This is a genomic window from Sphingomonas tabacisoli (genome assembly GCF_042678385.1).
In the GTDB taxonomy this organism is placed as follows: Bacteria; Pseudomonadota; Alphaproteobacteria; order Sphingomonadales; family Sphingomonadaceae; genus Sphingomonas_B; species Sphingomonas_B tabacisoli.
Genome location: NZ_JBHUDY010000001.1, coordinates 476,315 through 499,540 on the forward strand (window position 1 = coordinate 476,315; position 23,226 = coordinate 499,540).

General features: G+C 65.2%; 24 protein-coding genes. 8 read left to right on the forward strand and 16 right to left on the reverse strand.

What is annotated here, in order from left to right:
• Positions 1-13: 13 nt before the first annotated feature.
• The 4 genes from ACFSCW_RS02690 to uvrB form a co-directional block, all read right to left on the reverse strand.
• Entirely contained in the window at positions 14-688 is a 675-nt protein-coding gene (locus tag ACFSCW_RS02690) for a 2OG-Fe(II) oxygenase (RefSeq protein ID WP_380886624.1), read from the reverse strand.
• 195 nt (positions 689-883) lie between these two features.
• Complete coding sequence (locus ACFSCW_RS02695; RefSeq protein WP_380886626.1) at positions 884-1,117, reverse strand: type II toxin-antitoxin system HicB family antitoxin; 234 nt, start codon at positions 1,115-1,117, stop codon at positions 884-886.
• The gene (locus tag ACFSCW_RS02700; protein ID WP_380886628.1) at positions 1,114-1,365 is read right to left on the reverse strand and encodes a type II toxin-antitoxin system HicA family toxin; all 252 of its coding nucleotides are present in this window, start codon (positions 1,363-1,365) and stop codon (positions 1,114-1,116) included. Before ACFSCW_RS02700 ends, ACFSCW_RS02695 begins: the two co-directional genes overlap by 4 nt.
• A gap of 69 nt (positions 1,366-1,434) precedes the next feature.
• Complete coding sequence (gene uvrB / locus ACFSCW_RS02705; protein ID WP_380886631.1) at positions 1,435-3,621, reverse strand: excinuclease ABC subunit UvrB; 2,187 nt, start codon at positions 3,619-3,621, stop codon at positions 1,435-1,437.
• Between the two features lie 65 nt (positions 3,622-3,686).
• Here uvrB and ACFSCW_RS02710 point away from each other — a divergent pair, with 65 nt between their 5' ends.
• On the forward strand, positions 3,687-4,247 hold the full coding sequence (locus ACFSCW_RS02710) for a DUF3617 domain-containing protein (protein WP_380886633.1): 561 nt from the start codon (positions 3,687-3,689) through the stop codon (positions 4,245-4,247).
• A gap of 1 nt (position 4,248) precedes the next feature.
• Here ACFSCW_RS02710 and ACFSCW_RS02715 read toward each other — a convergent pair whose 3' ends face one another.
• Positions 4,249-5,229, reverse strand: coding sequence for a serine hydrolase domain-containing protein (locus ACFSCW_RS02715; protein ID WP_380886635.1), 981 nt, complete (start codon positions 5,227-5,229; stop codon positions 4,249-4,251).
• A 95-nt stretch (positions 5,230-5,324) separates the two neighbouring features.
• Positions 5,325-6,140, reverse strand: a complete 816-nt coding sequence (locus tag ACFSCW_RS02720) for a formate/nitrite transporter family protein (RefSeq protein WP_380886637.1) — start codon at positions 6,138-6,140, stop codon at positions 5,325-5,327.
• Between the two features lie 177 nt (positions 6,141-6,317).
• Between ACFSCW_RS02720 and ACFSCW_RS02725 the strand changes: the two genes are divergently transcribed.
• Positions 6,318-6,662: a hypothetical protein gene (locus ACFSCW_RS02725; protein WP_380886639.1), complete on the forward strand. Its 345-nt coding sequence runs from the start codon at positions 6,318-6,320 to the stop codon at positions 6,660-6,662.
• Positions 6,663-6,943: 281 nt separating this feature from the next.
• On the opposite strand, the gene ACFSCW_RS02730 is transcribed toward ACFSCW_RS02725, so the two are convergent.
• From ACFSCW_RS02730 to mnmA, 5 genes are all read right to left on the reverse strand, one after another.
• The gene (locus ACFSCW_RS02730) at positions 6,944-7,171 is read right to left on the reverse strand and encodes a hypothetical protein (RefSeq protein WP_380886641.1); all 228 of its coding nucleotides are present in this window, start codon (positions 7,169-7,171) and stop codon (positions 6,944-6,946) included.
• Between the two features lie 42 nt (positions 7,172-7,213).
• Positions 7,214-7,600 (reverse strand): hypothetical protein, encoded by a 387-nt coding sequence (locus ACFSCW_RS02735; protein ID WP_380886644.1) that lies wholly within the window; start codon positions 7,598-7,600, stop codon positions 7,214-7,216.
• A 586-nt stretch (positions 7,601-8,186) separates the two neighbouring features.
• A complete protein-coding gene (locus ACFSCW_RS02740; protein WP_380886646.1) occupies positions 8,187-8,417 on the reverse strand; it encodes a hypothetical protein in 231 nt (76 codons plus the stop codon).
• A 55-nt stretch (positions 8,418-8,472) separates the two neighbouring features.
• Positions 8,473-8,772, reverse strand: a complete 300-nt coding sequence (locus ACFSCW_RS02745) for a hypothetical protein (RefSeq protein ID WP_380886648.1) — start codon at positions 8,770-8,772, stop codon at positions 8,473-8,475.
• Between the two features lie 59 nt (positions 8,773-8,831).
• Positions 8,832-9,941, reverse strand: coding sequence for a tRNA 2-thiouridine(34) synthase MnmA (mnmA, locus tag ACFSCW_RS02750; RefSeq protein ID WP_380886651.1), 1,110 nt, complete (start codon positions 9,939-9,941; stop codon positions 8,832-8,834).
• A gap of 164 nt (positions 9,942-10,105) precedes the next feature.
• Here mnmA and ACFSCW_RS02755 point away from each other — a divergent pair, with 164 nt between their 5' ends.
• From ACFSCW_RS02755 to ACFSCW_RS02770, 4 genes are all read left to right on the forward strand, one after another.
• A complete protein-coding gene (locus ACFSCW_RS02755; RefSeq protein ID WP_380886653.1) occupies positions 10,106-10,348 on the forward strand; it encodes a hypothetical protein in 243 nt (80 codons plus the stop codon).
• 105 nt (positions 10,349-10,453) lie between these two features.
• Positions 10,454-10,753: a CtrA inhibitor SciP gene (sciP, locus tag ACFSCW_RS02760; RefSeq protein ID WP_380889992.1), complete on the forward strand. Its 300-nt coding sequence runs from the start codon at positions 10,454-10,456 to the stop codon at positions 10,751-10,753.
• Positions 10,754-10,950: 197 nt separating this feature from the next.
• Positions 10,951-11,157 carry a 30S ribosomal protein S21 gene (rpsU, locus tag ACFSCW_RS02765; protein WP_046348761.1) on the forward strand — a complete coding sequence of 69 codons (207 nt, stop codon included), beginning with the start codon at positions 10,951-10,953 and terminating at the stop codon, positions 11,155-11,157.
• A 182-nt stretch (positions 11,158-11,339) separates the two neighbouring features.
• A complete protein-coding gene (locus ACFSCW_RS02770) occupies positions 11,340-11,927 on the forward strand; it encodes an FKBP-type peptidyl-prolyl cis-trans isomerase (RefSeq protein WP_380886655.1) in 588 nt (195 codons plus the stop codon).
• A gap of 59 nt (positions 11,928-11,986) precedes the next feature.
• On the opposite strand, the gene ACFSCW_RS02775 is transcribed toward ACFSCW_RS02770, so the two are convergent.
• A complete protein-coding gene (locus tag ACFSCW_RS02775) occupies positions 11,987-12,502 on the reverse strand; it encodes a hypothetical protein (protein ID WP_380886657.1) in 516 nt (171 codons plus the stop codon).
• A 237-nt stretch (positions 12,503-12,739) separates the two neighbouring features.
• Here ACFSCW_RS02775 and ACFSCW_RS02780 point away from each other — a divergent pair, with 237 nt between their 5' ends.
• Positions 12,740-15,811, forward strand: coding sequence for a TonB-dependent receptor domain-containing protein (locus tag ACFSCW_RS02780; RefSeq protein WP_380886660.1), 3,072 nt, complete (start codon positions 12,740-12,742; stop codon positions 15,809-15,811).
• A gap of 90 nt (positions 15,812-15,901) precedes the next feature.
• Positions 15,902-17,485: a tetratricopeptide repeat-containing sulfotransferase family protein gene (locus tag ACFSCW_RS02785; RefSeq protein ID WP_380886662.1), complete on the forward strand. Its 1,584-nt coding sequence runs from the start codon at positions 15,902-15,904 to the stop codon at positions 17,483-17,485.
• Here ACFSCW_RS02785 and ACFSCW_RS02790 read toward each other — a convergent pair.
• The 4 genes from ACFSCW_RS02790 to ACFSCW_RS02805 form a co-directional block, all read right to left on the reverse strand.
• Positions 17,482-18,498, reverse strand: coding sequence for a hypothetical protein (locus ACFSCW_RS02790; protein ID WP_380886664.1), 1,017 nt, complete (start codon positions 18,496-18,498; stop codon positions 17,482-17,484). The two genes, ACFSCW_RS02785 and ACFSCW_RS02790, sit on opposite strands and share 4 nt — an antisense overlap.
• Positions 18,491-21,070 (reverse strand): ATP-dependent chaperone ClpB, encoded by a 2,580-nt coding sequence (gene clpB, locus ACFSCW_RS02795; RefSeq protein ID WP_380886666.1) that lies wholly within the window; start codon positions 21,068-21,070, stop codon positions 18,491-18,493. The genes ACFSCW_RS02790 and clpB overlap by 8 nt, the downstream gene beginning before the upstream one ends.
• A 163-nt stretch (positions 21,071-21,233) precedes the next feature.
• Complete coding sequence (locus tag ACFSCW_RS02800) at positions 21,234-22,406, reverse strand: glycosyltransferase (RefSeq protein WP_380886668.1); 1,173 nt, start codon at positions 22,404-22,406, stop codon at positions 21,234-21,236.
• 4 nt (positions 22,407-22,410) lie between these two features.
• Positions 22,411-23,172: a competence/damage-inducible protein A gene (locus tag ACFSCW_RS02805; RefSeq protein WP_380886670.1), complete on the reverse strand. Its 762-nt coding sequence runs from the start codon at positions 23,170-23,172 to the stop codon at positions 22,411-22,413.
• Positions 23,173-23,226: the final 54 nt, after the last annotated feature.

Genomic DNA, 23,226 nt, shown 5'->3' on the forward strand with positions numbered 1-23,226 from the left:
CCGACCAGCGGCGTCAGGGTGCGTCGTGGAAGATGATGCCGAGCGTGAAGCGCAATCCGGAGCGAAGGCGGCTCACGCCATGCCGCATCTGCACGCGGTAATCGCCGCGCGTGCCGCGGACCGGGCGCTCGCGGACAGGGAAGACGACGGCATCGCCTTGGCGGAGCGGCACGACTTCGGCACGCGACTGCATCCGCGGCCGCTGCTCGGTCAGCACGAACTCGCCGCCTGCGAAGTCACGCTGCGGCTCCGACAGCAGGATCGCGACCTGCAATGGAAAGATGTGCGGGCCGTACACGTCCTGATGCAGCGCGTTCCAGTCGCCGGGCTGGTAGCGCAGGATCAGCGGCGTCGGCCGCACCTGGCCCTCGACATGGCAGCGATCGAGGAACTCGGCGTGCGTCTCGGGAAAACGCGACCTCTGCCCAAACCGCTCCGCCCACATGTTCGCGATTGTCGCGAGCGGCGGATAGAGCTCGTTCCGCAACCGCGCGACCGGCTCCGGCAACGGATAGGAGAAATAGCGATACTCGCCCCGCCCAAACCCATGCCGCGCCATGTGAATGCGGCTGCGAAAGCAGGTTTCGTCGCCCCAAAGCGCGCGGAGTTCGGCGCAGGTCTCGGTGGAAAGCACGCGAGGCATGATCGCACAGCCATACGCATCGAGATCAGCTTCGATATGGTTCATGGAGCGAGGTTAGGCGCGCTGCGCCTTAATCCCCGTCCCATCCTTTGCGCTCAAACTCGCTACTCGGCGACGCGTCTGGCTGCGTCGGTTCGGCCAGCCTTCCGCTCGGCCTTCCAGAACACGCGCTTCCAGTCGCGCAGATGCTTCCACAATTGCGGCGAGGGCGTGAGTTGTCCTTTGCGGACATGCGCCATTCTACGCCGCGAATCGAGCTGCGTAGATGGCAGGGCGGTAGTGCGGCTTCGGAATTGGAATGCCACGATCTCGCGCGACCGCCAGCCAGCCGCTCATAGCGTCCTGTACGTTCGTCAACGCTTCTTGCGGAGAGTCGCCGTGTGAGGTGCAATGCCGCAAATCAGGTACGTCGGCGATCCAGCACTCGTCCTCGGCCGACCAAAACAGATTGATGTGATAGGGAGGCGCGCTCATTCGTCAAAGCCCAGACCATACTCGTCGACCATAGCAAGAAGACGTCGCACTAGATAGGGTTTCACCTCCTTGCCATGCGGAAGCACGGTAAGGATATCGGGCACGTCGGGATGCACATAGTGCCGATGGCTTCCGACCGTCCTTTCGTTGGCAAAGCCAAACGCCGCCAAGAGCCTCTCGAACTCACGAAACGAGAGCCCGCGAGGGTTCGCGCGAGCGCGACTATAAAGCTTGGCGAGGCGAGTCATGATGTTGTCCCCCTAACAACATCATTTTGATCGAGGAAATGACAGAGGTCCGGTCCGTTCCGGTAGCCTTCACCGCCGCCCCCCAAACTTCCGTTGCGTCTTTCCATACCGCATCTTCCGCGTGCCCGGCTTGCCCTCGTTTGACCGCCCCATCATCGGCGCCTTGTGCTCTTCGACGGGCAGGCCGAGTTCCTGTTGTTCCAGCGTGCGGATTTCGTCGCGAATGCGGGCGGCTTCCTCGAACTCCAGGTTCGCGGCGGCGTCGCGCATCTTCTTTTCGAGATCCTCGATGTATGCGCGGAGGTTGTGGCCGACCATGTGCGGCCGGTCCTCGTCGATCTCGACCAGCACCGAGTCCTTGTTCGCCACATGCTGGATGATGTCGCCGATGTTGCGGCGGATCGTGGTCGGCGTGATGCCGTGCTCGCGGTTGTACGCTTCCTGCTTCTCGCGGCGCCGCTCGGTCTCGCGCATCGCGCGTTCCATCGATCCGGTGACGGTGTCGGCGTAGAGGATCACCCGGCCGTCCACGTTGCGCGCGGCGCGGCCGATGGTCTGGATCAGCGAGGTTTCGGAGCGGAGGAACCCTTCCTTGTCGGCGTCGAGGATCGCGACCAGCCCGCATTCGGGGATGTCGAGCCCCTCGCGCAGCAGGTTGATGCCGACCAGCACGTCATAGACGCCGAGCCTGAGGTCGCGGATCAGCTCGATCCGCTCTAGCGTCTCGACGTCCGAGTGCATGTAGCGGACCTTGAGGCCGGCTTCGTGGAGATACTCGGTCAAATCCTCGGCCATGCGCTTGGTGAGCGTCGTCACCAGCGTGCGATAGCCCTTGGCCGCGGTCTGCCGGCATTCGTTGACGAGGTCGTCCACCTGGTCCTCGATCGGCCGCACCTCGACCGGCGGGTCGATCAGGCCGGTCGGGCGGATGACCTGTTCGGAAAAAACGCCGCCGGTCTGCTCCATTTCCCAGCCGCCCGGCGTCGCGGAGACATAGACGGTCTGCGGCCGCATCGCGTCCCATTCGTTGAAGCGCAGCGGCCGGTTGTCGATCGCGCTGGGCAGGCGGAAGCCATATTCGGCGAGCGTCAGTTTCCGCCGATGGTCGCCCCGGCTCATGCCGTTCACCTGGCCGATGGTGACATGGCTCTCATCGACGAACAGCAAGGCGTTTTCGGGGAGATATTCGAACAGGGTCGGCGGCGGCTCGCCGGGGAGTCGGCCGGTCAGGAAGCGCGAATAATTCTCGATGCCCGCGCACGATCCTGTCGCGGCGATCATTTCCAGGTCGAAATTGGTGCGCTGCTCCAGCCTTTGCGCTTCGAGCAGCCGGCCTTCCGCGACCAGCTCCTTCAGCCGCTCGGCGAGTTCGAACTTGATGGCCTCGGTGGCCTGCTTCAAGGTCGGGCCCGGTGTCACATAGTGCGAGTTAGCATAGACGCGGACGTAATCGAGGCTCGCCGCCTTCTTGCCGGTCAGGGGATCGAACTCGACGATTTCCTCGATCTCGTCGCCGAAGAAGCTGACGCGCCAGGCGCTGTCCTCATAGTGCGACGGGAAAATCTCCAGATTGTCGCCGCGCACCCGGAAATTGCCGCGCGCGAAGGCCTGGTCGTTGCGCTTGTACTGGAGCGCGACGAGCTTCCTGATGATCTCCGACTGATCGACCGTCTGGCCCTTCTTCAGGTCGAAGATCATCGCCGAATAGGTCTCGACCGAGCCGATGCCGTAGAGACAGGAGACCGAGGCGACGATCAAAACGTCGTCCCGCTCCAAGAGCGCCCGGGTGGCCGAATGGCGCATCCGGTCGATCGCCTCGTTCACCGAGCTTTCCTTCTCGATGTACGTGTCGGACCGGGGGACGTAGGCCTCGGGCTGGTAGTAATCGTAATAGCTGACGAAATACTCGACCGCGTTCTCGGGGAAGAAGCTCTTGAACTCGCCATAGAGCTGGGCGGCGAGAATCTTGTTGGGCGCGAGCACCAGCGCCGGGCGCTGCAGCGTCTCGACCACCTTCGCCATTGTGAAGGTCTTGCCGGACCCGGTGACGCCCAGCAGCACCTGGTCGCGCTCGCCCGCCTGCGCGGCCTCGACCAGTTCCGCGATCGCGGTCGGCTGGTCGCCCGCCGGCTCATAGTCGGACACGATCTTGAAGCGCTTGCCGCCTTCCGACTTTTCGGGGCGGTTGGGCTTGTGCGGAACGAATGTGTCGCCGGTCTCGGGCTCGGCCAGCGAAGTGCGGATTTGAATCGCCATCGCTTGCCGATATGGTCCTCCGATGCCGCGCCCGCAACGCAGGGCGCAACAGGGGAGTGAATGGCATGAGGATGACGATCGCGCTTGCACTGCTGGCGCTCACAGCCTGCAACAAGGGACCCACCGTGAAGGTCAAGGACGCGACGCCGGCCGAAGTCGCGCAGCAGGTGAAGAAGAGCGGCGTGGTCAGCGACGTGCGGCTGCAGCCCGGCCAGTGGCAGGTGGTGACGCAGGCGAAGCTGCAGGACGCATCCGGCATGCCGCCGCAGGTCGCCGAGCAGATGAAGGCGGCGATGGCGCGCACCTCCACCGAAACCCAGTGCCTGACGCCCGAACAGGTTGCGAAGCCCAATTCGGACATGTTCGCCGGCAAGCAGAACAGCCAGTGCAAGTACGACAAATTCGAAATGGGCGGCGGCAAGATCAAGGCCGAGATGCACTGCCCGGGCGGCGCGGGCGCGCAGATGGCGATGACGATGGACGGCAGCTATTCGCCGACCAGCTATACGATGGACGCGGCGATGGACATGCAGACGCCGGGCAACGGCGGCATGAAGATGGCGGTCCACACCGAAGGCAAGCGCATCGGCGAATGCGTCGGCGGCGGCGCGACCAGCGGGAAATAGATCAGGCCGGCGGCAGTGCGGCGCCCGCAATCCGCTCGAACGTCGGCACGATCGCATCCAGCCGGTCCTCGCGCGTGTTGCCGAGGCGGATGAGGACGACCGAATGGCCGCCCCGCGCTCCCGTGAACACGAACTGGCCGAGATGGCCGCGCATCGAAACGAGGCCGTTGGGCGACAGCCAGACATGGCCGCCGTAACGCGGATTGGTCGGCGCCGGCGTCTTCAGGAAGGCGAGCCATTCGGGGCTGACGATCTGCCGCCCGTCCGCGCCTTTGCCGTCGAGCAGCACGCGGCCCATCCGGCCCCAATCGTCGAGGCTCATATGGATGAGCGAGCCGCCGATCTGCGTGCCCGACCCGTCGAACTCCAGGAAGGCGGTCTTCACCCCGGCGGGTCCGAACAGCCGTTCCTCCGCGAAGCGGCGATAGGCTTCGGCGCGGGCGCGCGGATCGCGGCTGGGGGTGAGGGTGCGCGTGACGATCTCGGCTAGGATGATCGACGTCAGCGAATCGTAATTGAAGTGCGTGCCCGGCCTGAACGCCAGCGGCCGCGCGATCGCCCGCGCCGCCATGTCGCGCGTGCCGGAGACGAACAGGGTCTGGTTGGTGTCGCTGTTCTCGACCGGCTGCCCGACCTCGATATGGCGAAGGCCCGAAGACATGTTCAGCAACTGGCGCAGCGTGATGGTCCGGCGCGCATCGTTCCGCCATTCGGGCAGCGGCGCGGGCGCGTCGAGCTGTAGCCGCCCATCCGTCATCAGCATGCCGACGAGCAAGGCGGTCACGCTCTTCGCCATCGACCAGCTTATGAACCGGTTCGCGTCGGAATAGCCGGCGGCGTAGCGCTTCTGCGCCACCTTGCCGTCGACCAGCATCAGCACCGCACGCGTGTCGCCCTGGTCGGCGCCGAACAGCGGATCGGCTGGGGCAGCGGCACCCGGCACGGCGAGGAGAAGCAGCGAAGCGAATGCGGCGCGGATCATGGGCACGATCCTATCGCAATTGGCGAAACTCTAAACCCCGTTCGGCCTGAGCTTGTCGAAGGCCTGTTTTCCTTTTCATCCGACACCGACGCGCCTCAAATCTCCTGACTCACCTGCGCGTGGGCGAGCACCGCGAACAGGCCGGTGCCGCCGATGATGTTCCCGACAAGCGCTGGCAGAACGAACGTGCCGAACGTCCAGCCGAGATCGGCATGGCCGGTCCATAGCAGCAGGAACGCCTCGGCCGCGCCGGCGATCACATGGGTGAAGCCGCCGAGTGCAATCGCCAGCGTCAGCGCGAAGACGATCGGGAAAGCGGCCTGGCTTTCCGCGGACCGGACCCAGGCGACGGCGGCGATGATGAAGCCGGCGGGGATCGCCTGCATCATCGTCTCGAACGCGCCGCGCTCCTGCAGCTTGGCCGAAACCGCGACCATGCCGGCGAGCATCTCGTCCGACTGGACATGGCCATAGGCAGCCAGCGCGGCGACCGCGGCGGTGCCGATCAGGTTGCCGGTGAAAACCAGCGCCCAGAGCCGCGCGACGCGGCCCAGATTGCGGGCGGTGAATTCGCGCGCCAGCGGCAGGATCGCGACCACCGTCTGTTCGGTGAAGAGCTGCATCCGGCCGAGCACGACGATCAGGAAGCCGATCGGGTAGCCGAGCGCGACCACCGCTTCCCGCCACGGCGCGTCCGGCAGGAAGCTGTGCAGCGCGCCGCTCACCGAAACCGACGCCATGATCGCGATGCCCGCCGCGATCGCCGACCAGAAGAGCGAGGATGTAGGGCGGTCCAGCTCCTCATCGCCATGCTCTGACACGGCGGCGTGCACGACTTTGGCGGGCGGCGGCCGATGCTCGTCGAGCTGCGCTTCCTCGCGTTCGTTCAGCGTGTCGCGCACATCGTCCACCGGCGATCTCCTCAGCGCGAGGAGCGAGCGAGGAGCGCGAGAGTTCCGGCGGTGCTGCCCGGCGATTTCCCGGCTTCCCATTTGCCTCGGACGGCGACACCAGGGCAGAAAGAAGAAAGCGATGCCGGATCATCCTGAACCTGCTCCAGGACTGGCACGGCGAGGAGGGGGAGGCGAATGGCGCGACGGCGGACAATAATCTGGTCGGCACTGGCGATCCTTGCCGCCCTCATCATCGCGGCCTTGCTCTTCGCGCGCTCCATGCGGCCCCAGCTCGAGCTCGGCACCGGCTATGCCGCGCGGGTCGCCTGCGCCTGCCGCTACATCGGCAACCGCCCGCTCGCCCAATGCTACAAGGATTTCGAGCCCGGCATGGAGCAGATCCGCCTCTCCGAGAACCCGGCGGAAAAGAGCGTCACCGCCAGCGTCCCCCTCCTCGCAAGCCGCACCGCCCGCTTCGACCCGCTGCTCGGCTGCCAGGCGGAGCCGTTCCGGGGGAAGGCGTATGAGATCAAGCGGTAAGCGGACGTCCGCTATGTGTGGTTTGCGGGCGTTCAGTCGACGGGACGCACCGACGGGATTGTCTCGCTGCTAGTCGCCCAGTGTTCAAGTGCCGATGCCAGCCAGCGCGCTTCTGAAGCGCTAAGCCTAACCGTCACGGCGGTGCGGCCAACGGGAAGCACCAACTGAATGTGATTAGTGTCGGTTGCACCGATCTCAAGACCGTCCAGTGATGCCAATAGGTTCTTTTTCCTGAACATGCTGGTGGTTTAGCCGGCACCACTTACGTCCGCCATGGGTCGTTAGCGGACCTTCGAAGCGGCTACATTGACCGCTTCTAGCCAGTCGGACCACATTGCTCGGTCAACAGGCATCCCATCATTCTCGATGCGTTGAAGGGCTCCAAGCAGGGCTGCGAGGTCGTCAGAAGTGCAGCCACCCCGCTGCCAATACGCCTCCAAAAAGATGCGCATCGCGTCATAGCCGATGGATACATCAAGGTGCGGAAGGGACATGGACTGGTCGTTCATAAACGAAGGTTCCCATCCCACCCTAACGTCCGCAATGGGCGGTTAGCGGATATTCGGCACTCGGCGAGCCAGTCGGATCGTGTCCTGCTCAATGCCAGCGTCGTTGCATTGATAGAGGTCAACCACATCCGGCGCATTGAAGACCCTCTTGAACGTCCCTGTCACAATAACGAAGCGGTGGTTCAACTCACCCCTGCGCTGGAGCAAGTGGTCGCCGCCGGAAAGCGTCACAACCCTCGCCCCGTCTCCCTTCCGTTCTGCGATTGCCGCCGTTGAGTCATACAGGCAACGCGAGTTGGTCCCCAAATCGACGACGCCACCTATGCTTATCCTCTTCCCGTCGAGTTCTGCTGCCCTTTGCAGGGCTTCGGAAGGTGTGAGGAAAGCGGTTGATCCGTCCAATGTGGTGCAGGCGGTCAGCGCGGTCATTGAAAACACTAGCAAACGGGTGGGCGTCATTAGGCCAGAGTAGATAGTCCGCGAACGTCCGCAATGGGTGGAAAGGCGACGTGAGCGTGATAGGGCTGCGGAAATGGCGCACTTCTTTCCAAGCATGCTGCTCGCCCTAAATGCTTGGACAAGCCCTCATGCGACCTCAACCGAAAACAGCTATCCGAAGTGGGCTGACGGATGGGATCGGAGATGCCGGCCGTTCGCTAACGGTTGGCAACGCCACGGGTGCGAAAACGGTGAGCTTGCAGTTTACAATTTACTTGAGGTTCGTGGACGGGAGCTCCTCTGGAATCGCAGTCCGATAAGCACTGACACGTTCCAACGCTATTTAAGGCGTGTTCGTCAAATGAGCCCTTCGCCCGGCATAGTTATTGTAGTTTATCCGCGTTCAGACCCATCCTTAGTCCGGGCGGCTCGGCTCGCGATAACGAAGCGACTACGCTGCGGAGTTGTTCAAGCCTGTGTGGAATATTCCGCTGCTGAGTGGAAGGGCGCCCGCCGTCGCTGAGACGCGCTCGCCAACTGTTGCGAGCGCATTAACGTGAATGTCGACAATGGGTGGTTAGCTGCCGCTTCGGCGGAAGAGGTCCACGATAGTTCTGACCATCCAGAAAATCGTCCCACCTGCTGCCAGCGTGGGCAGCAATACCTCCCGCACAAAGCTTCCTTTTGGCGGGCGAAAGTCCGGAAGGAACAATGAGAACAGCCCGAGGAAAATCACGGGAGTTAGAAGGACGGCAGCAAAGCAGCCCACCCGATCACCAAGCGAAAGCCCACCATACCGTTCGGTCACGGGACGATGATAGTCGCAATGGGGATGTCTGCAACGGGTGGAAAACGGACATCGCTTATTGCGTGCGGAGGGCGCTGATCACTGTCATATCGTGTTTGCGGACCAGAACCTGCAGGCCGTCGCCCATGTAGCCAACGGGTTGAACGTCTATTTTCCAAGTCGCGCCAGAGTCCTCGACATAATACCCTAGCCTTGCGCCATCCGGCTGAAACGTCCCTTTCGGATAGTGTGCATTGGCATAGCTGATCGCGATTTGCAGCGCCGCGGCTGCTGCATGTTGATCTGTGGTGTCCGCCGACTTCGAACAGCCCGCCGTAAGGAAGGCGGCGATTACAATGGAACGGAATGCAACCATACTGATAGGCTACAAAGGGCTTAGGATGTCCGCAATGGGCCGAAAGCGGACGCGCCCGCTTACGCCGCCGCCATCACCTCCACCGCCTCAGTCTCCTCGATCCATCCCCCGCCGAGCACGCGGTCGCCGGCGTAGAGCACCGCCGCCTGGCCGGGGCTGACCCCGTATTCGGGGTGGACGAAGATCACGCGGTCGCCGTCGAGGCGGGCGGGGACGGGCTTGGCGAGGGAACGGACCTTGGCCGTCATCTCGCCCGCATAGCCTCCGCCGAGCCAGTTGATTTCGCTCAGCCGCGCTGCCGCGACGGCGAGGGCGCGTTTCGGGCCGACAACGACGCGCTGGCGCTCCGCCTCAAGGCGGATGACGTAGAGCGGCTCGGGCTGGCCGCCGATCTCCAGGCCCTTGCGCTGGCCGACGGTGAAATGGATCAGCCCCTTGTGGCGGCCGAGCACGCGGCCGGCCATGTCGACAATCTCGCCTTCGCTCTCCGCCTCGGGCCGGAGCTTCTTGACCAGCCGGGCATAGTCGCCGTCGGGCACGAAGCAGATGTCCTGGCTGTCGGGCTTGGCGGCGACCCCCAGGCCCAGCTCGGCGGCGATCGCGCGCACTTCGGGCTTGGGCATGCCGCCCAGCGGAAAGCGCAGGTAATCGAGTTGCTGCGCGGTCGTCGCGAACAGGAAATAGCTCTGGTCGCGCGCGGGATCGGCGGCGCGGTGCAGCTCGGCTCCGTCCGGGCCTTCCACGCGGCGGACATAATGGCCGGTCGCGAGGCAGTCGGCGCCCAGGTCGCGGGCGAGGCGGAACAGGTCGGTGAACTTCACGCCCATGTTGCAGCGCACGCACGGGATCGGCGTGCGGCCGGCCAGATATTCGCTGGCGAACTGGTCGATCACGGAGTTTCGGAACGTGCTTTCGTGATCGAACACATAATGCGCGATGCCGAGCCTGTCGCAGACGGCGCGGGCGTCGCGGATGTCCTGCCCCGCGCAGCAGCTTCCGGTGCGGCCGACCGCTTCGCCATGATCGTAGAGCTGGAGCGTGACGCCGATCGTCTCCGCGCCCGAGCGCGCGGCGAGCGCGGCCACGACCGACGAATCGACGCCGCCCGACATGGCGACGACGATGCGTTTGGCCTTCAGGTCTGGCCCGAGCTGGAAATCCGCGTCCATCGCGCGGCCATATAGGAGCGTGGCGGCCCGGCGTCACCGTCGGCAATCCTCTGCCGGGCTGTGGCAGAAATGGCGCACCTGCCTTTACCGGCGGTTTAGCACATTACGGCTACGACTCGTTCCACAGAGAAAAGCCGGGGACGCATTTGTTTCACGATCCGCACATGACCAACTGGACGCGCAGCGCGCAATCCGCGCGGCCCGATTTCGCGACTCTGGTCGCGGTCGCGGTCGCCCGGCAGTCGGCCAGTGCCACGGTGCAAGTGATCGCCGGCACTGAATCTTCAGCGATTTCTGCCGTTTCTCTGGTCGAGCTGTTCGGGGAGCGCCGCCGCAAGGGGGCCGTGTCCGCGGCCAGTTTCAACAGCGGCGTGGCGGCGCTGCTAAGCCCTGAGAAGGGAACATGACGACGATCTTTACCGATCGGATTTAGAGTTCCTGAACCAGATTTTCGTAAGACCCATGTTGCGTACCGAGGCTCCCCTTCAGAGCCGTTGTTGCTTGAGGAAAAAATGATCGAGAACCAGAAAATCCGCCCCGCTCAAGTCATCGGGCCGCTCGGCGAGTCGCTGACCATCGACACGCTGCCGCCGCCGAACACCACGCGCTGGGTCGTGCGCCGCAAGGCGGAAGTGGTCGCCGCGGTGAATGGCGGGCTGCTCTCGGTCGACGAGGTCTGCGAGCGCTACAACCTGACGGTCGAGGAATTCGCCGCGTGGCAGCGCGCGGTCGATCGCTCGGGCATGCCCGGCCTGCGCGTCACCCGCATCCAGCACTACAAGTCGCTGTACGAGCGCCAGCAGAAATATTGACGCTTCGATCACGTGGCACGAGAAGCCCCGCCCTCACCGGCGGGGCTTTTTGCTTGTCGACTCGAGCGGCAGGGTGTAGAGGCCGCGCAACGGCGCAGGCCCTGTCTGCGACGAACCATTAGCTATTGTTCGGCGTTTTCGGGCTGATGCATCGCCCGGCAAGCGCTGTTTGAAGAGAAACGGAGACTGACGGTTTTATGCAAATTCTCGTCCGCGATAACAATGTCGACCAGGCGCTGCGCGCGCTCAAGAAGAAGCTGCAGCGCGAGGGCGTCTATCGCGAGATGAAGCTGCGCCGTCACTATGAGAAGCCGTCCGAGAAGCGCGCCCGCGAGCGCGCCGCCGCGATCCGCCGCGCCCGCAAGCTGGAGCGCAAGCGCGCCGAGCGCGACGGGGTCAAGTGACCGAGCGGCCGCAGGCCGCGTAGAGTCATCCCGGCGCAGGCCGGGATCCAGCTTTCCACGTCATCCCCGCGAAGGCGGGGATCCAGCTTCTTTCTTCTTCGCTCCGGGCGAGAAGGTGGATTCCCGCGTGCGCGGGAATGACATAAGAGGGGCGGCCTGAACGCCTGAGAGGAAGTCCGCCCATGTCGTCCGTCACCGCCGTTCCGATCGAGCCAACGTCGCGCCGCGTGCTGACGATGCTGTGGCTCGGCCTTGCTGTGATCGTGGCGGCGGCGGTCGCGCTCGCCTGGTTCGGCACTTCGGCGGCGGTGGCGCAGACCGGCACCAACGATCAGTTCCTCGCCTGGAACGCGCGCCAGGCCGGCGTGCAGACGACCGCCTCGGGCCTGCAGTACAAGGTGCTGAAGGCGGGCGAGGGCGGCCGCCCGACCGACGCCGACGTGGCGCTCATCAAATACAAGGGCACACTTCGCGACGGCACCGTGTTCGACCAGAACGACCGCGCGCCGCTGCCGGTCGCCCAGGTCGTGCCGGGCTTTTCCGAGGGCCTGAAGCTGATGCAGAAGGGCGGCAAATACCGTCTCTGGATTCCGCCCGCGCTCGGCTATGGCGACCGCGACACCGGCGGCGCCATCCCGCCCAACTCGGTGCTGGTGTTCGACGTCGACCTGCTCGAGTTCATCCCGATGCAGGTGCTGCAGCAGATGCAGATGCAGCAGATGATGCGCGGCCAGCAGGGCGGCGCGCCGGGAATGCCGGGCGGCCGGTAAGGCACTTCAAGCAGGCCGAAACATAGCCCCCTCTCCTTTAGGGGAGGGGATATTCCTTCTTATCCGACCCGCATGCCCTTCACCGAGCGCGCGCCTTCGAAGCGGATGAAATAGCTCCCCATCAAACCCTTCTTGATCAGCACTTTCTGCCCCGGCTTGGGAAAGGCGTTGATGCCTTCGGTCGTCTCCCACACCGCGCCTTCGTCGACGGTGAAGCGGAATCTGCCGTAGCCGATCGGCCGCACCGTCTTGATCGGCACTTCGATCTGGCTGAACTCGGCCTCGTCCTTGTCGCTGTCCCGCCCGCCGAAGAAAGGCAGCTTGGGCAAGGTGAAGCCGAACAGCGAGCGCTTGGTCTTCTTCACTTCCTGCTGGTCGAGAACGACCGTTTCCTTCTTCTCGACCGAAGTCAGCAGCGCGCCCGCTTCCCTGTCGTAGCAGGCGAGCCGCTGGGCGTTGTCGGCGATCGCGCGGCAGGCGCCGAGCGCCCGGACCGCGGCCGGCTGCTCGTCGGCGGCAAGAGCCGGACCGGTCAGCACGAGCGCGGCCGAAAGGAAGACGGCGGCTTTGATCATCATGAACCCCTCGATTTTCCCGGGAACCTAATCGGGGGTGGCCGGGCTCACAAGGCCAGTCCGTAACGGGTGTGACTGAAATGCTACACTTACGGGCAAAACTCTCATTTACCAGAGGCGGGCCGTTGTTCTGCCGGGGCCATTTCGCCTAGTAGCGGCGTGATAGCTTCGTTTGCAGCTATGCCACCACGTGCGCCCGGCCCAGAAGACCGGCCACGATAAAGGGGAAGAAAGACTATGCAGCTTGCACTTCGTCGGCACCTGCTGGCCTCGACCGTGCTGATCGGCACCTCGATGCTTGGCACCGCCGCTTATGCGCAAACCCAGACCGCCGAGGCGGCCCCCGCTGACGAGGGCACGATCGTCGTCACCGGCTCGCTGATCACCAACCCGAACCTCGAGCGCTCGACGCCGGTCAACGTGACCACGTCGGAAGAAGTCGAGCTTCGCCAGACCAACGTCGCCGAGCAGCTGCTCCGCGAAATCCCGGGCGTGGTTCCGTCGGTTGGTTCGGCCGTGAACAACGGCAACGGCGGCGCGTCGTATGTCGACCTTCGCGGCCTCGGCTCGTTCCGCAACATCGTTCTCCTCGACGGCAACCGCATCGCCCCCTCGGGCCTGGTCGGCCGGGTCGACTTGAACAACATTCCGCTGGCGCTCATCGAGCGCACCGAAGTGCTGACCGGCGGCGCCTCGACCACCTACGGCGCGGACGCCGTTTCGGGTGTCGTCAACTTCATCACCAAGCAGAACTTCTCCGGCCTCGAAATGCAGGCTTCGGAGCAGATCACGCAGCGCGGTGACGGCAACGTGTTCCGTGTCGACACTACGATCGGCGCGAACTTCGACGACGGCCGCGGCAACGCGGTGTTCTCGATCGGATATCAGGAAGCCGACCCCGTCTATCAGGGCTCGCGTCCGTTCTCGCGCTTCAACATCGATTCGTTCACGGGCGGCGCTTCGGGCTCGGGCACGACGGTTCCGTCGCGCTTCACCGGCACGCGTCCGATCGATCCTGCCACGGGTCTGCCGAGCGTCAATCCGGCGACCGCGAACGGCGGCGTCCGTCAGCTCGATCCGACCACGGGCCGTGCTGTTCCGACGTTCCAGCTGTTCAACTTCAACCCGTACAACATCTTCCAGACGCCGTTCCAGCGTTACAACATCTTCGGCCAGGCCAAGTATGAAGTGACGGACGGGGTCGAGGTCTACACGCGCGGCCTGTTCTCGAAGAACACCGTCAAGACGATCATCGCACCGTCGGGCGTGTTCAACTCGTCGGTGACGATCAACCTCAACAACCCGTTCCTGCCGGCCGCGTTGCGGAACCAGTTCTGCGCGTTCAACACGTCGACGACGGCGGGTGTCTACACGCCGCGCTTCGATCAGGCGACGTGTAATGCGGCTGCGCTCGCCACCGGCCCGACTGATCCGCGTTATCGGACGGTGACGACCAACCTCGGCCGTCGTACGCCGGAAGTTGGCCCGCGCATCAGCGACTTCAGGACCACGATCTTCGATTATCGCCTCGGTGTTCGCGGCGACATCACCGACTCGATCCGTTGGGACGTGAACGGTTCGTACGGCGAGAGCGAGAACATCCAGACCCTGCAGGGTTATGTTCTCACCTCGCGCGTCCGCCAGGCGCTGCTCGTCAACGGGACGGCGGCGAACCCGGTTTGTAACGATACGTCGAACGGCTGCGTGCCGCTCAATGTCTTCGGTCCGCTGGGCACGATCTTGCCGAATCAGGTGCCGTTCATCACCGGCGAGAGCACGACGACTATCCGCACCTCGCTCGCTCAGGCGCGCGCGGTGGTCAGTGGTGACTTTGGTGCGTCGCTTCCCTGGGCAAACGACGCGATCAACTTCGCGGTCGGCGGCGAGTATCGCCACTATACCGCTTCGCAGCGTTCGGACATTCTCGCCAAGACGGCGGGCGAACTGGGCGGCGCCGGTGGCGCGGCTCCGGACATCACCGGCGGCTTCGACGTGTACGAAGCGTTCGGCGAGGTCGTCGCTCCGATCGTGCAGGACAAGCCGTTCTTCCAGAATGTGACCCTGGAAGGGGGCGTTCGTTATTCGCACTACACCATCGACGCGCCGAACCGTCCGAAGTTCAACACGACGACCTGGAAGGTTCAGGGCAACTGGGAAATCGTCGACGCCCTCAAGCTGCGTGGCGGTTACTCCCGTGCGGTGCGTGCGCCGAACATCAGCGAGTTGTTCTCGCCGCTGAATACGGGTCTCACCAACCTGGCAGACGACCCCTGCGCCTCGCTGAATAACGCCGGCACTCGGACTCGTCCGGCGCCGACACCGGGCACCAACCTGTACAATATTTGTATTGCGCAGGGCGCGACCGCCGGGAACATCGCGAGCATCCAGCAGCCGACTGCGGGTCAGGCCAACGTGACCACGGGCGGCAACCTGGCCCTGAAGCCTGAGAAGTCGAACAGCTATACGATCGGCGCGGTTCTTCAGCCGAGCTTCATCCCGGGCTTCTCGGCTTCCGTCGACTACTACCACATCAAGATCACCGGGGCGATTACGACGCCCACCCCGGACGACGTCATTAACAACTGTTTCGGCGCCACGCCGCTGACTCCGCCGGCAAACGCGGCGACCACGGCTTGTACGCTGATCCGGCGCAACCCGACGACGGGCGGGCTTGATGGCGACCCGGCGACGACCGGCGGCCTGTTTGCACCTCTGACTAACCAGGGTACGCTCAAGACCGACGGCATCGACCTGACGATGAACTACAATACCGATCTTGGTTTCGGTAAGCTCGCTCTGAGCTTCGCCGGAAACTGGACGCGTTCATCGCAGTTCCGCGCAACGCCGACCTCCGACAACCGCGAGTGCGTCGGTCTGTTCAGCGTCAACTGCTCGAGCCAGTCGGGTTCGATCCAGCCGGAGTTCAGCTGGACGCAGCGCAGCACGCTCACGATCGAGAATGTCGACCTGTCGCTGCTGTGGCGTCACATCAGTGCTGTGAACTACGAAGGTGGCGTGAATGCCCTTTACAGTGGTCCGGTCACGGGCACGGTTGTGGGCGAGACCTTCAACCTCGGCAACCACACCTTTGGCCACATTCCGGCGTTCGACTATTTCGATCTGGCGAGCCGGATCGGGGTGGGCGACAACCTGACGCTGACGCTGACCGTCACGAACCTCTTCGACAAGAAGCCGCCGCTCGTTGGTGCGACGGCCGGTTCGACCTCGTTCAACAGCGGCAACACCTACCCGTCGACCTACGACGCGCTGGGCCGGACCTTCAAGGTCGGCGCCCGCCTGCGCTTCTAAGCGACGGATAAAAACTGAAATCGGGGCGGGTCCTTCGGGGCCCGCCCTTTTTTTGTTTCTGGACCGGCCCGTGCAAGGCAAGGCGAAGCGATGAGCAGTCGCGAACTGGAATCCCGCATCATGGCGGCACTGGATGGGGGAGACGTCGCGGGCGCGGCCTCGCTCGCGCAAGGCGCGCTGGATCAGGGCGCTCCACCCACGCCATTGATCCTCAATCTCGCCGCCTGGGCCCATGAACAGCGCGGCGACCTCGCCGCCGCCGAGGCGCTGCTCCGGAAAGCGCTCTCGCTCTCGCCCGGCGATCCGCTCATCCTTGCCGCGCTCGCCGGCATCGCGCGTCGGACGGGCGATTGGGCCAAGGCACTGAGCTTGACCGGACAGGCGCTTGCGGCGGACCCAGGCTGCGCTTCCGCCTGGCTGGAACGCGGCTTCGCCTTGGATTCCAGCGGCCGTGTTGCCGATGCGGCCGGGAGCTTCGCCCGTGCTTCGTCCCTCGATCCCGGCGCAGCTCCGGCCTGGGGTGGCCTTTCGAACGCTGCCGCGCGACTTGGCGACTTGCCCCGGGCCCGGGAGGCCGCTGCCCACGCCTTCGCGCTAAGCCCGCTGGAGCCGCTGGCGGTGTTCGGTCAAAGCCGCGCGGACATGGCCGAAGGCAACTTCGCGCCTGCCGTCGCGCGGCTGGAAGCCTTGCTTCGTGCGGAGCCCGCGCCCGACAACCGTCTGGTTGCGTTAGCGCTGCTCGGCGACGCGCAAACGCGCCTCGGCGACATTGACGCAGCCTATGACGCTTATCGGCTGGCCGGAGAGGCATTCCTCGCCTTGCATGGCCCAGGCCCGCCGGAGAGTCAGACCCGCTTCGTTCAAAGGATAGAAGCCGGGCTGCGCGCCGCATCACCCGAACGCTGGCCTCGCGCCACGCACACGCCTGTCCCGGGCGAAGCGGCGCGTCACATCTTCGTCATCGGCTTCCCGCGCTCCGGCACGACACTGATGGAAAACATCCTCGCCAGCCTGCCCGGCGCGCACGCCCTGGAGGAACGCCCCACGCTCGAAGCCGCCGACCTCGATTTTCTGCTGCCGGAAGGCGGTGTCGAGGCGTTGGTGAGCCTGTCGGACAGCGCTGTCACTCGCTACCGCCAAGCCTACTGGAACGCGGTCTTTGCAGCCGGCGTGCCGCGCGACGCCGGCCTCTTCATCGACATGGACCCGATGAAGAGCCTTCGGTTGCCGCTGATCGCCCGCCTGTTCCCCGATGCGCACATCGTGTTCATGCGCCGCGACCCCCGCGATGTGGTGTGGAGCTGCTTCAAGACGGCATTCGGCCCCAGCTCCGCAGCGTTCGAATTCACCAGCCTCGAGCGGACCGCCATTCTTTACGATGCCGTAATGAACCTTATCGAGCGGAGCCGCGAATTGCTCCCGCTTTATTTCCACGAAATAGGCTACGAACGGCTGGTCTCCGACTTCGCCGCCGAAACGCAGCGACTCTGCGCCAGCCTCGGCATCGGATGGACCGACGATCTGCTCCGCTTCGACCGCACCGCCGAGCGGCGTGGAGTGGCCACGGCCAGCATCGGACAAGTCCGGCGCGGGCTCTATGACGGCTCGGGCCAATGGCGCCCCTTCGAGCGGCACATGGCGCCGGTGCTGCCGATACTGGAGCGTTGGCTCTAGGCGATCAGCGCGCCGGGCAGGGCGAGGGGAATGCCCGCCGCTTCCGCCGTCACCCGCGCCCATTCCGTGACCTTGGCGAGCTCGTCCTGGTGCGCCGAACCGGCCTCGGCATATTCCGCCTCCCGATCCGCCCGACCGAAGGACTTGCCGGTCTTGGAGTCCTTGCCGAAGCTGGCGGCGACGAGTGCCTGGATCTCGGCCGCATTTAGTCGGAAGCCATAGAGATCCGCCAATGCGCCCACGGCCTGTTCCGGCACGTCGAGCAGGGTTTCACTATCGAGAGTCCGCACGCGGTCGCCGAGGAGCGGCACGAGTTCGGCAAACAGCGCCTGCTGGGCGAGCCAGCCCGCGGCGGCGATCTGGAGGTCGGTCTGGCCGAAGAATTGCTCGTCGGTGAAGCCGAGCCGCTGAACCAGCCCGTCCGCCCGCTGGCCGATGAACAACTCGCGCACCCAGAGCCGGCCGTCGAGCCCTTTCTTGGCGACCGAGGTCAGGAACACGGGCAGCGGCGCGTAGAGCAGCAGCGCCCTGGCATCCGGGCGCAGCGCCATCATCATGCGGATCAGACCATTGGCGACGTTCGACGGCTTGATGATCACCGCCTCGCCGGGTTCGAAGGGGCGGGCGAGAAGCTTCAGCGCGCCGTCCATCACTTCGGCAACATCGCGGCCCGAGGCACCTCGCCGGCGCCAGCCGACCAGGTCGTTCAGGATCGCCGGTTCCTTCAGGCCCATCGCCAGGCCTTCGCGGTCGAACACGCGCGCGAGCAGGGTCGAGCAGCAGAAGGCCGAGTGGAAGACGAAATGGAGCGGCCCCGGCGCCGTTGCCGCCGCGAGCGCCTGACGGCGGTCGATCTCCGCCAGTTGCGGATTGTCGGACAGATGCTGGTCGATGACAAAGGTCGCCGCGCGATGCTCGTCGCGCGTCACATGCCGGAACTGGACCGCGTCCCTGCTCTCGACATAGCGATGCGCGAGCCAGAGCGGGTCGCGGGGGACCGACGGATCAGCCAACCCTCAACTCCAGCTTCCCGTCGCCCTCATCCACCTTGACGGTCGCGCCGTCGCGGACTTCGCCCGACAGGATCAATTCGGCGAGCGGGTCCTGCAGATATTTCTGCACGGCGCGCTTAAGGGGACGCGCGCCATAGACGGGGTCGTAGCCGACGCGGCCGAGCCAGGCGCGGGCGGCGTCGGTCAGGTCCATCGTCACCTTGCGGTCGGCGAGGAGGCGCTGGACGCGGGCGACCTGAATGTCGACGATCGGGCCCATATGCTCCTGCGCCAGCCGGTGGAACAGGATGATCTCGTCGAGCCGGTTCAGGAACTCGGGCCGGAAATGCCCGCGCACGATCTCCATCACCTGCGGCTCGACCGACTTCACGTCCTGGTCGTCGGCAACCTGGCTGAGGAATTGGCTCCCGAGATTTGAGGTCAGGATGATCAGCGTGTTCGAGAAATCGACCGTGCGGCCCTGGCCATCGGTCAGCCGCCCGTCGTCGAGCACCTGCAGGAGCACGTTAAAGACATCGTTGTGCGCCTTCTCGACCTCGTCGAACAGCACGACCTGGTAGGGCCTCCTGCGAACCGCTTCGGTGAGAACGCCGCCTTCCTCATAACCGACGTAGCCCGGAGGGGCGCCGATCAGACGGGCGACGGCGTGTTTCTCCATGAACTCGGACATGTCGATGCGGACCATCGCCGAGGCGTCGTCGAACAGGAATTCGGCGAGCGCCTTGGTGAGCTCGGTCTTGCCGACGCCGGTCGGCCCCAGGAACAGGAACGAGCCCAAGGGCCGGTTCGGGTCCTGCAGCCCGGCGCGGGCGCGTCTGACAGCGGTGGACACGGCGTGCACCGCTTCCTTCTGCCCGATCACGCGCTTGCCGATCACATCTTCCATGTGGAGGAGCTTTTCGCGCTCGCCTTCGAGCATCCGGTCGACCGGGATGCCGGTCCAGCGCGAGACCACGCCGGCGATATCGTCGGAGGTGACTTCCTCGCGCAGCATCGCTCCGGCCGACGCCGTTTGCGCCTCGGCCAACTGCTTCTCCAGCGCCGGGATGACGCCGTAGGAGAGCTCGCCCGCCTTGGCGAGATCGCCCTGGCGCTGCGCCTGTTCGAGCTGGAGCCGGGCCTGGTCGAGCTGTTCCTTGACCTTGGCCTCGCCGGCGATCTTTTCCTTCTCCGCCTGCCAGCGCGCGGTCAGCTCGGCGGACTGCTGCTCGAGATTGGCCAGCTCGGCATCGAGGTTGGACAGCCGCTCGCGCGAGGCCGCGTCGGTTTCCTTCTTCAGCGCCTCGCGCTCGATCTTGAGCTGCATGATGCGCCGGTCGAGATTCTCGATCTCCTCCGGCTTGGACTTGATCTCCATCTGCAGGCGCGAGGCGGCCTCGTCCATCAGGTCGATCGCCTTGTCGGGCAAGAAGCGGTCCGTGATGTAGCGGTTGGAGAGCGTCGCGGCGGCGACGATCGCGCCGTCGGTGATGCGCACGCCATGGTGGAGCTCGTATTTCTCCTTGAGGCCGCGGAGGATCGAGATCGTGTCCTCGACCGTCGGCTCGTCGACGAAAACGGGCTGGAAACGCCGCTGGAGCGCCGCGTCCTTTTCGACATATTTGCGGTACTCGTCGAGCGTGGTCGCGCCGATGCAGTGCAGCTCGCCGCGGGCGAGCGCCGGCTTCAGCAAATTGCCGGCGTCCATCGCACCTTCGGATTTGCCGGCGCCGATCAGCGTGTGCATCTCGTCGATGAACAGGATGATGTCGCCTTCGGCTTGCCGCACCTCGTCGAGCACGCCTTTCAGCCGCTCCTCGAACTCGCCGCGATATTTGGCGCCGGCGATCAGCGCGCCCATGTCCAGCGACATCAGGCTGCGACCGAGCAGGGAGTCGGGCACGTCGCCATTGGCGATGCGGAGCGCCAAGCCCTCGGCGATCGCGGTCTTGCCGGTGCCCGGTTCGCCGATCAGCACCGGATTGTTCTTGGTGCGGCGGGCGAGGATCTGGATGGTGCGGCGGATTTCCTCGTCGCGGCCGATGACCGGATCGAGCTTGCCCTCGCGCGCCGCTTCGGTGAGGTCGCGGGCGAATTTCTTGAGCGCGTCGTAACGGTCTTCGGCCGACACGGTGTCTGCGGTGCGGCCGCCGCGCAGCTTGTTGATCGCGTCGTTGAGACCGGCCGACGTTACATTCGCCTTGGCGAGGGCCTTGCCGGCGGCGGTGGTGGTTGCAAGCGTCAGCGCCAGCAGCAGCCGCTCGACAGTGACGTAGCTGTCGCCCGCCTTGGTCGCGATCTGCTCGGCCTGGTCGAGCACGCGCACCACATCATTGTCGAGCCCCGGCGTCTGTTGCGCGCCCGAGCCGGATACTGCCGGGACTTTGGCGAGCGCATCGTCGGTTTCCTTGAGCGCGATCGCCGGATCGCCGCCAGCGGCCCGGATCAGGCCCGACGCCATGCCTTCATTGTCTTCCAGCAGCGCTTTCAGCAGATGCTCCGGCCCGATCCGCTGGTGCGACATACGGATCGCGACGGTCTGCGCGGCCTGGAGAAAACCCTTGGCGCGGTCGGTGAATTTTTCGAGGTTCATGCTGTCCCCTGAATTCCTTTCAGCGCCAAGTTAGTGTTGCTTTTCTGCAACACAAGGGCTGCGAGCCTGGCGACGCAATCCCTTGCAGCATCTGGTGACGGACTGGATTGCTTCGTCGCTGCGCTCCTCGCAATGACACGGGTTAGGCCAAGCGGGGCCTTCTCTATCTGCCTGTCAGCGCGATCAACTTGCGCGCCGCCAGCTCCTCCTGCGGCGGGTCGAGGCGGACGCGGAAGCCGGGCGCCAGTTCGCGCGCGCGGCGCTGGAAACTGTCGTTCTGGTAAAGCTGGCGCAGCGATGTGGCAAAGGCTTCGGGCTGGATGCTGCCGGCATAGACATGCCCGCCCAATTGCATCCGCGTGATCGCCTGGCCGGTCAGCGCCTTTTCGAGATCGTAATGCACGACGACTACCGGCACGCCGGCCGCGAGCGCGCTGCTGACAAGGCCGAGGCCGCCGGAGGACATCACCACCCGTGAACGTTCGGCAATGCGGGCGAACGAGACCGGTGTGCGCTCGACAGCGAAGCCGAGCTTCTCGAACTCCGCTTGCTGGGCAGCCGATGCGCCCTGCGCATAGAGCCGGACCGGCAGCGCTGCGCGGATCAGCCCGTCCCAAAAGGCGCCGGTTCGCAGCAGCGCGGAGTCGGCATAGACGAACACTTCCTCGCCAGTGCCGGCCTCTCCGACCGGCTGCGCGACTGACGGCGCGACGACCGGCTCCCGCCGCCATTTGGCATAGGGGTCCAGCTTGGTGAAGGTGCCGGGCAGCACGCAATCGGCCTCGAACAACGCAGGGAGCCGTTCGATCGGATCGAGGTTGGCCCGGCGCATCGCGTCGTTCACCGCGGCCAGAATATCCGCTTCCGCGAAGACGGCCGGCCGTCCCGTGAGGCTGGGAAATTCGGCAAGGTGAGCGGGGACCGCATCGAAGCCGACACCCACCGAGACAGTCGGCAACCGACCGCGCGCCGCGCTCAGCAAGGCGGGCGCGAAATCGGCGGCCACTGCGTCAGGGCGGATCGCGTCCAGCATCTGTCGCCAGGCGAGGATCATCGCCGGCAGCGCGCTGGGATCGTCCATCCCAACGCGCACCAGAATGTCGCCCATGGTGCTCGGCGCCGGGCCGCCGAGCGCGCCGACATTGCCGAGCAGCCGCGGCCATATGGGCGCCTGCCACAGCGTCACCTCGGCGGGCAGATCGAAGTCGCGGCTCAACCGCTGTGCGGCGACCGCAACGTCATGGCCTTCCGCCACCAGTCGCCGGGCAATGCCGGCCAGGCGGACCAGGTGCCCGCGATTCGCCCCGAGCTCCCAACCCAGCAGAAATTTCGCCATGCAGTCAGATGCCGCCGGGAACCGGGGTTCGGCCAGCCGCGATGAGACGAGCGGCCAGATCGTCGCGACAGGACTCGAGCACTGCCCGTTCGGTCGAGCGGATCACGAAATTCGCGCCGACCTTGCCTTCGCGAAAGAAGGGATAGCTGCCGATCTGGCACCCCGGATGGCCCTTTTCGGTCGCTGCCAGCAGATCGGCGACTTCGCTTTCGGCGACCCAGCAGCCGACCGTTTCCGACAGCAAAGGCTTGCCGCCCTCGATCGAACCGGAGAGGGCGTCGAGCATCATCGCGGTGATGTGCGGGACGCCTGCCATGATGAAGATGTTGCCCCAGCGAATGCCGGGCGCGCCCGACATCCGGTTCTCGATCAGGTCCGCGCCTTCGGGCACACGCGCCATGCGCAGCCGCGCCTCGGTAACGCCGCCGCGCGTCGCGTAATAGCGCTCCAGCGCCGCCCGCGCCGTCGGGTGCACGGCCACCGGAACGCCGACCGCCTCGGCGATCGCGTCGACGGTGATGTCGTCGTGCGTCGGCCCGATGCCGCCGGTCGTGAACAGATAGTCATTGCGAGCGCGGAGCGCGTTCACGGCCTCGACGATCGCCGCGACCGTGTCGCCCACGACGCGAACCTCGGCCAGGCGAATGCCCTGCAGGTTCAGCCATAGCGCGATCTGGCCAATATTCTTGTCCTGCGTACGCCCGGACAGAATCTCATCGCCGATGATGACGAGTCCCGCGGTCCAGATGCGTTCGGTCGCAGCCATGCCTTGCCCTTAGCCGACAGGGTTGCGCGCGCAAGCATTGGCACAACATCGCGG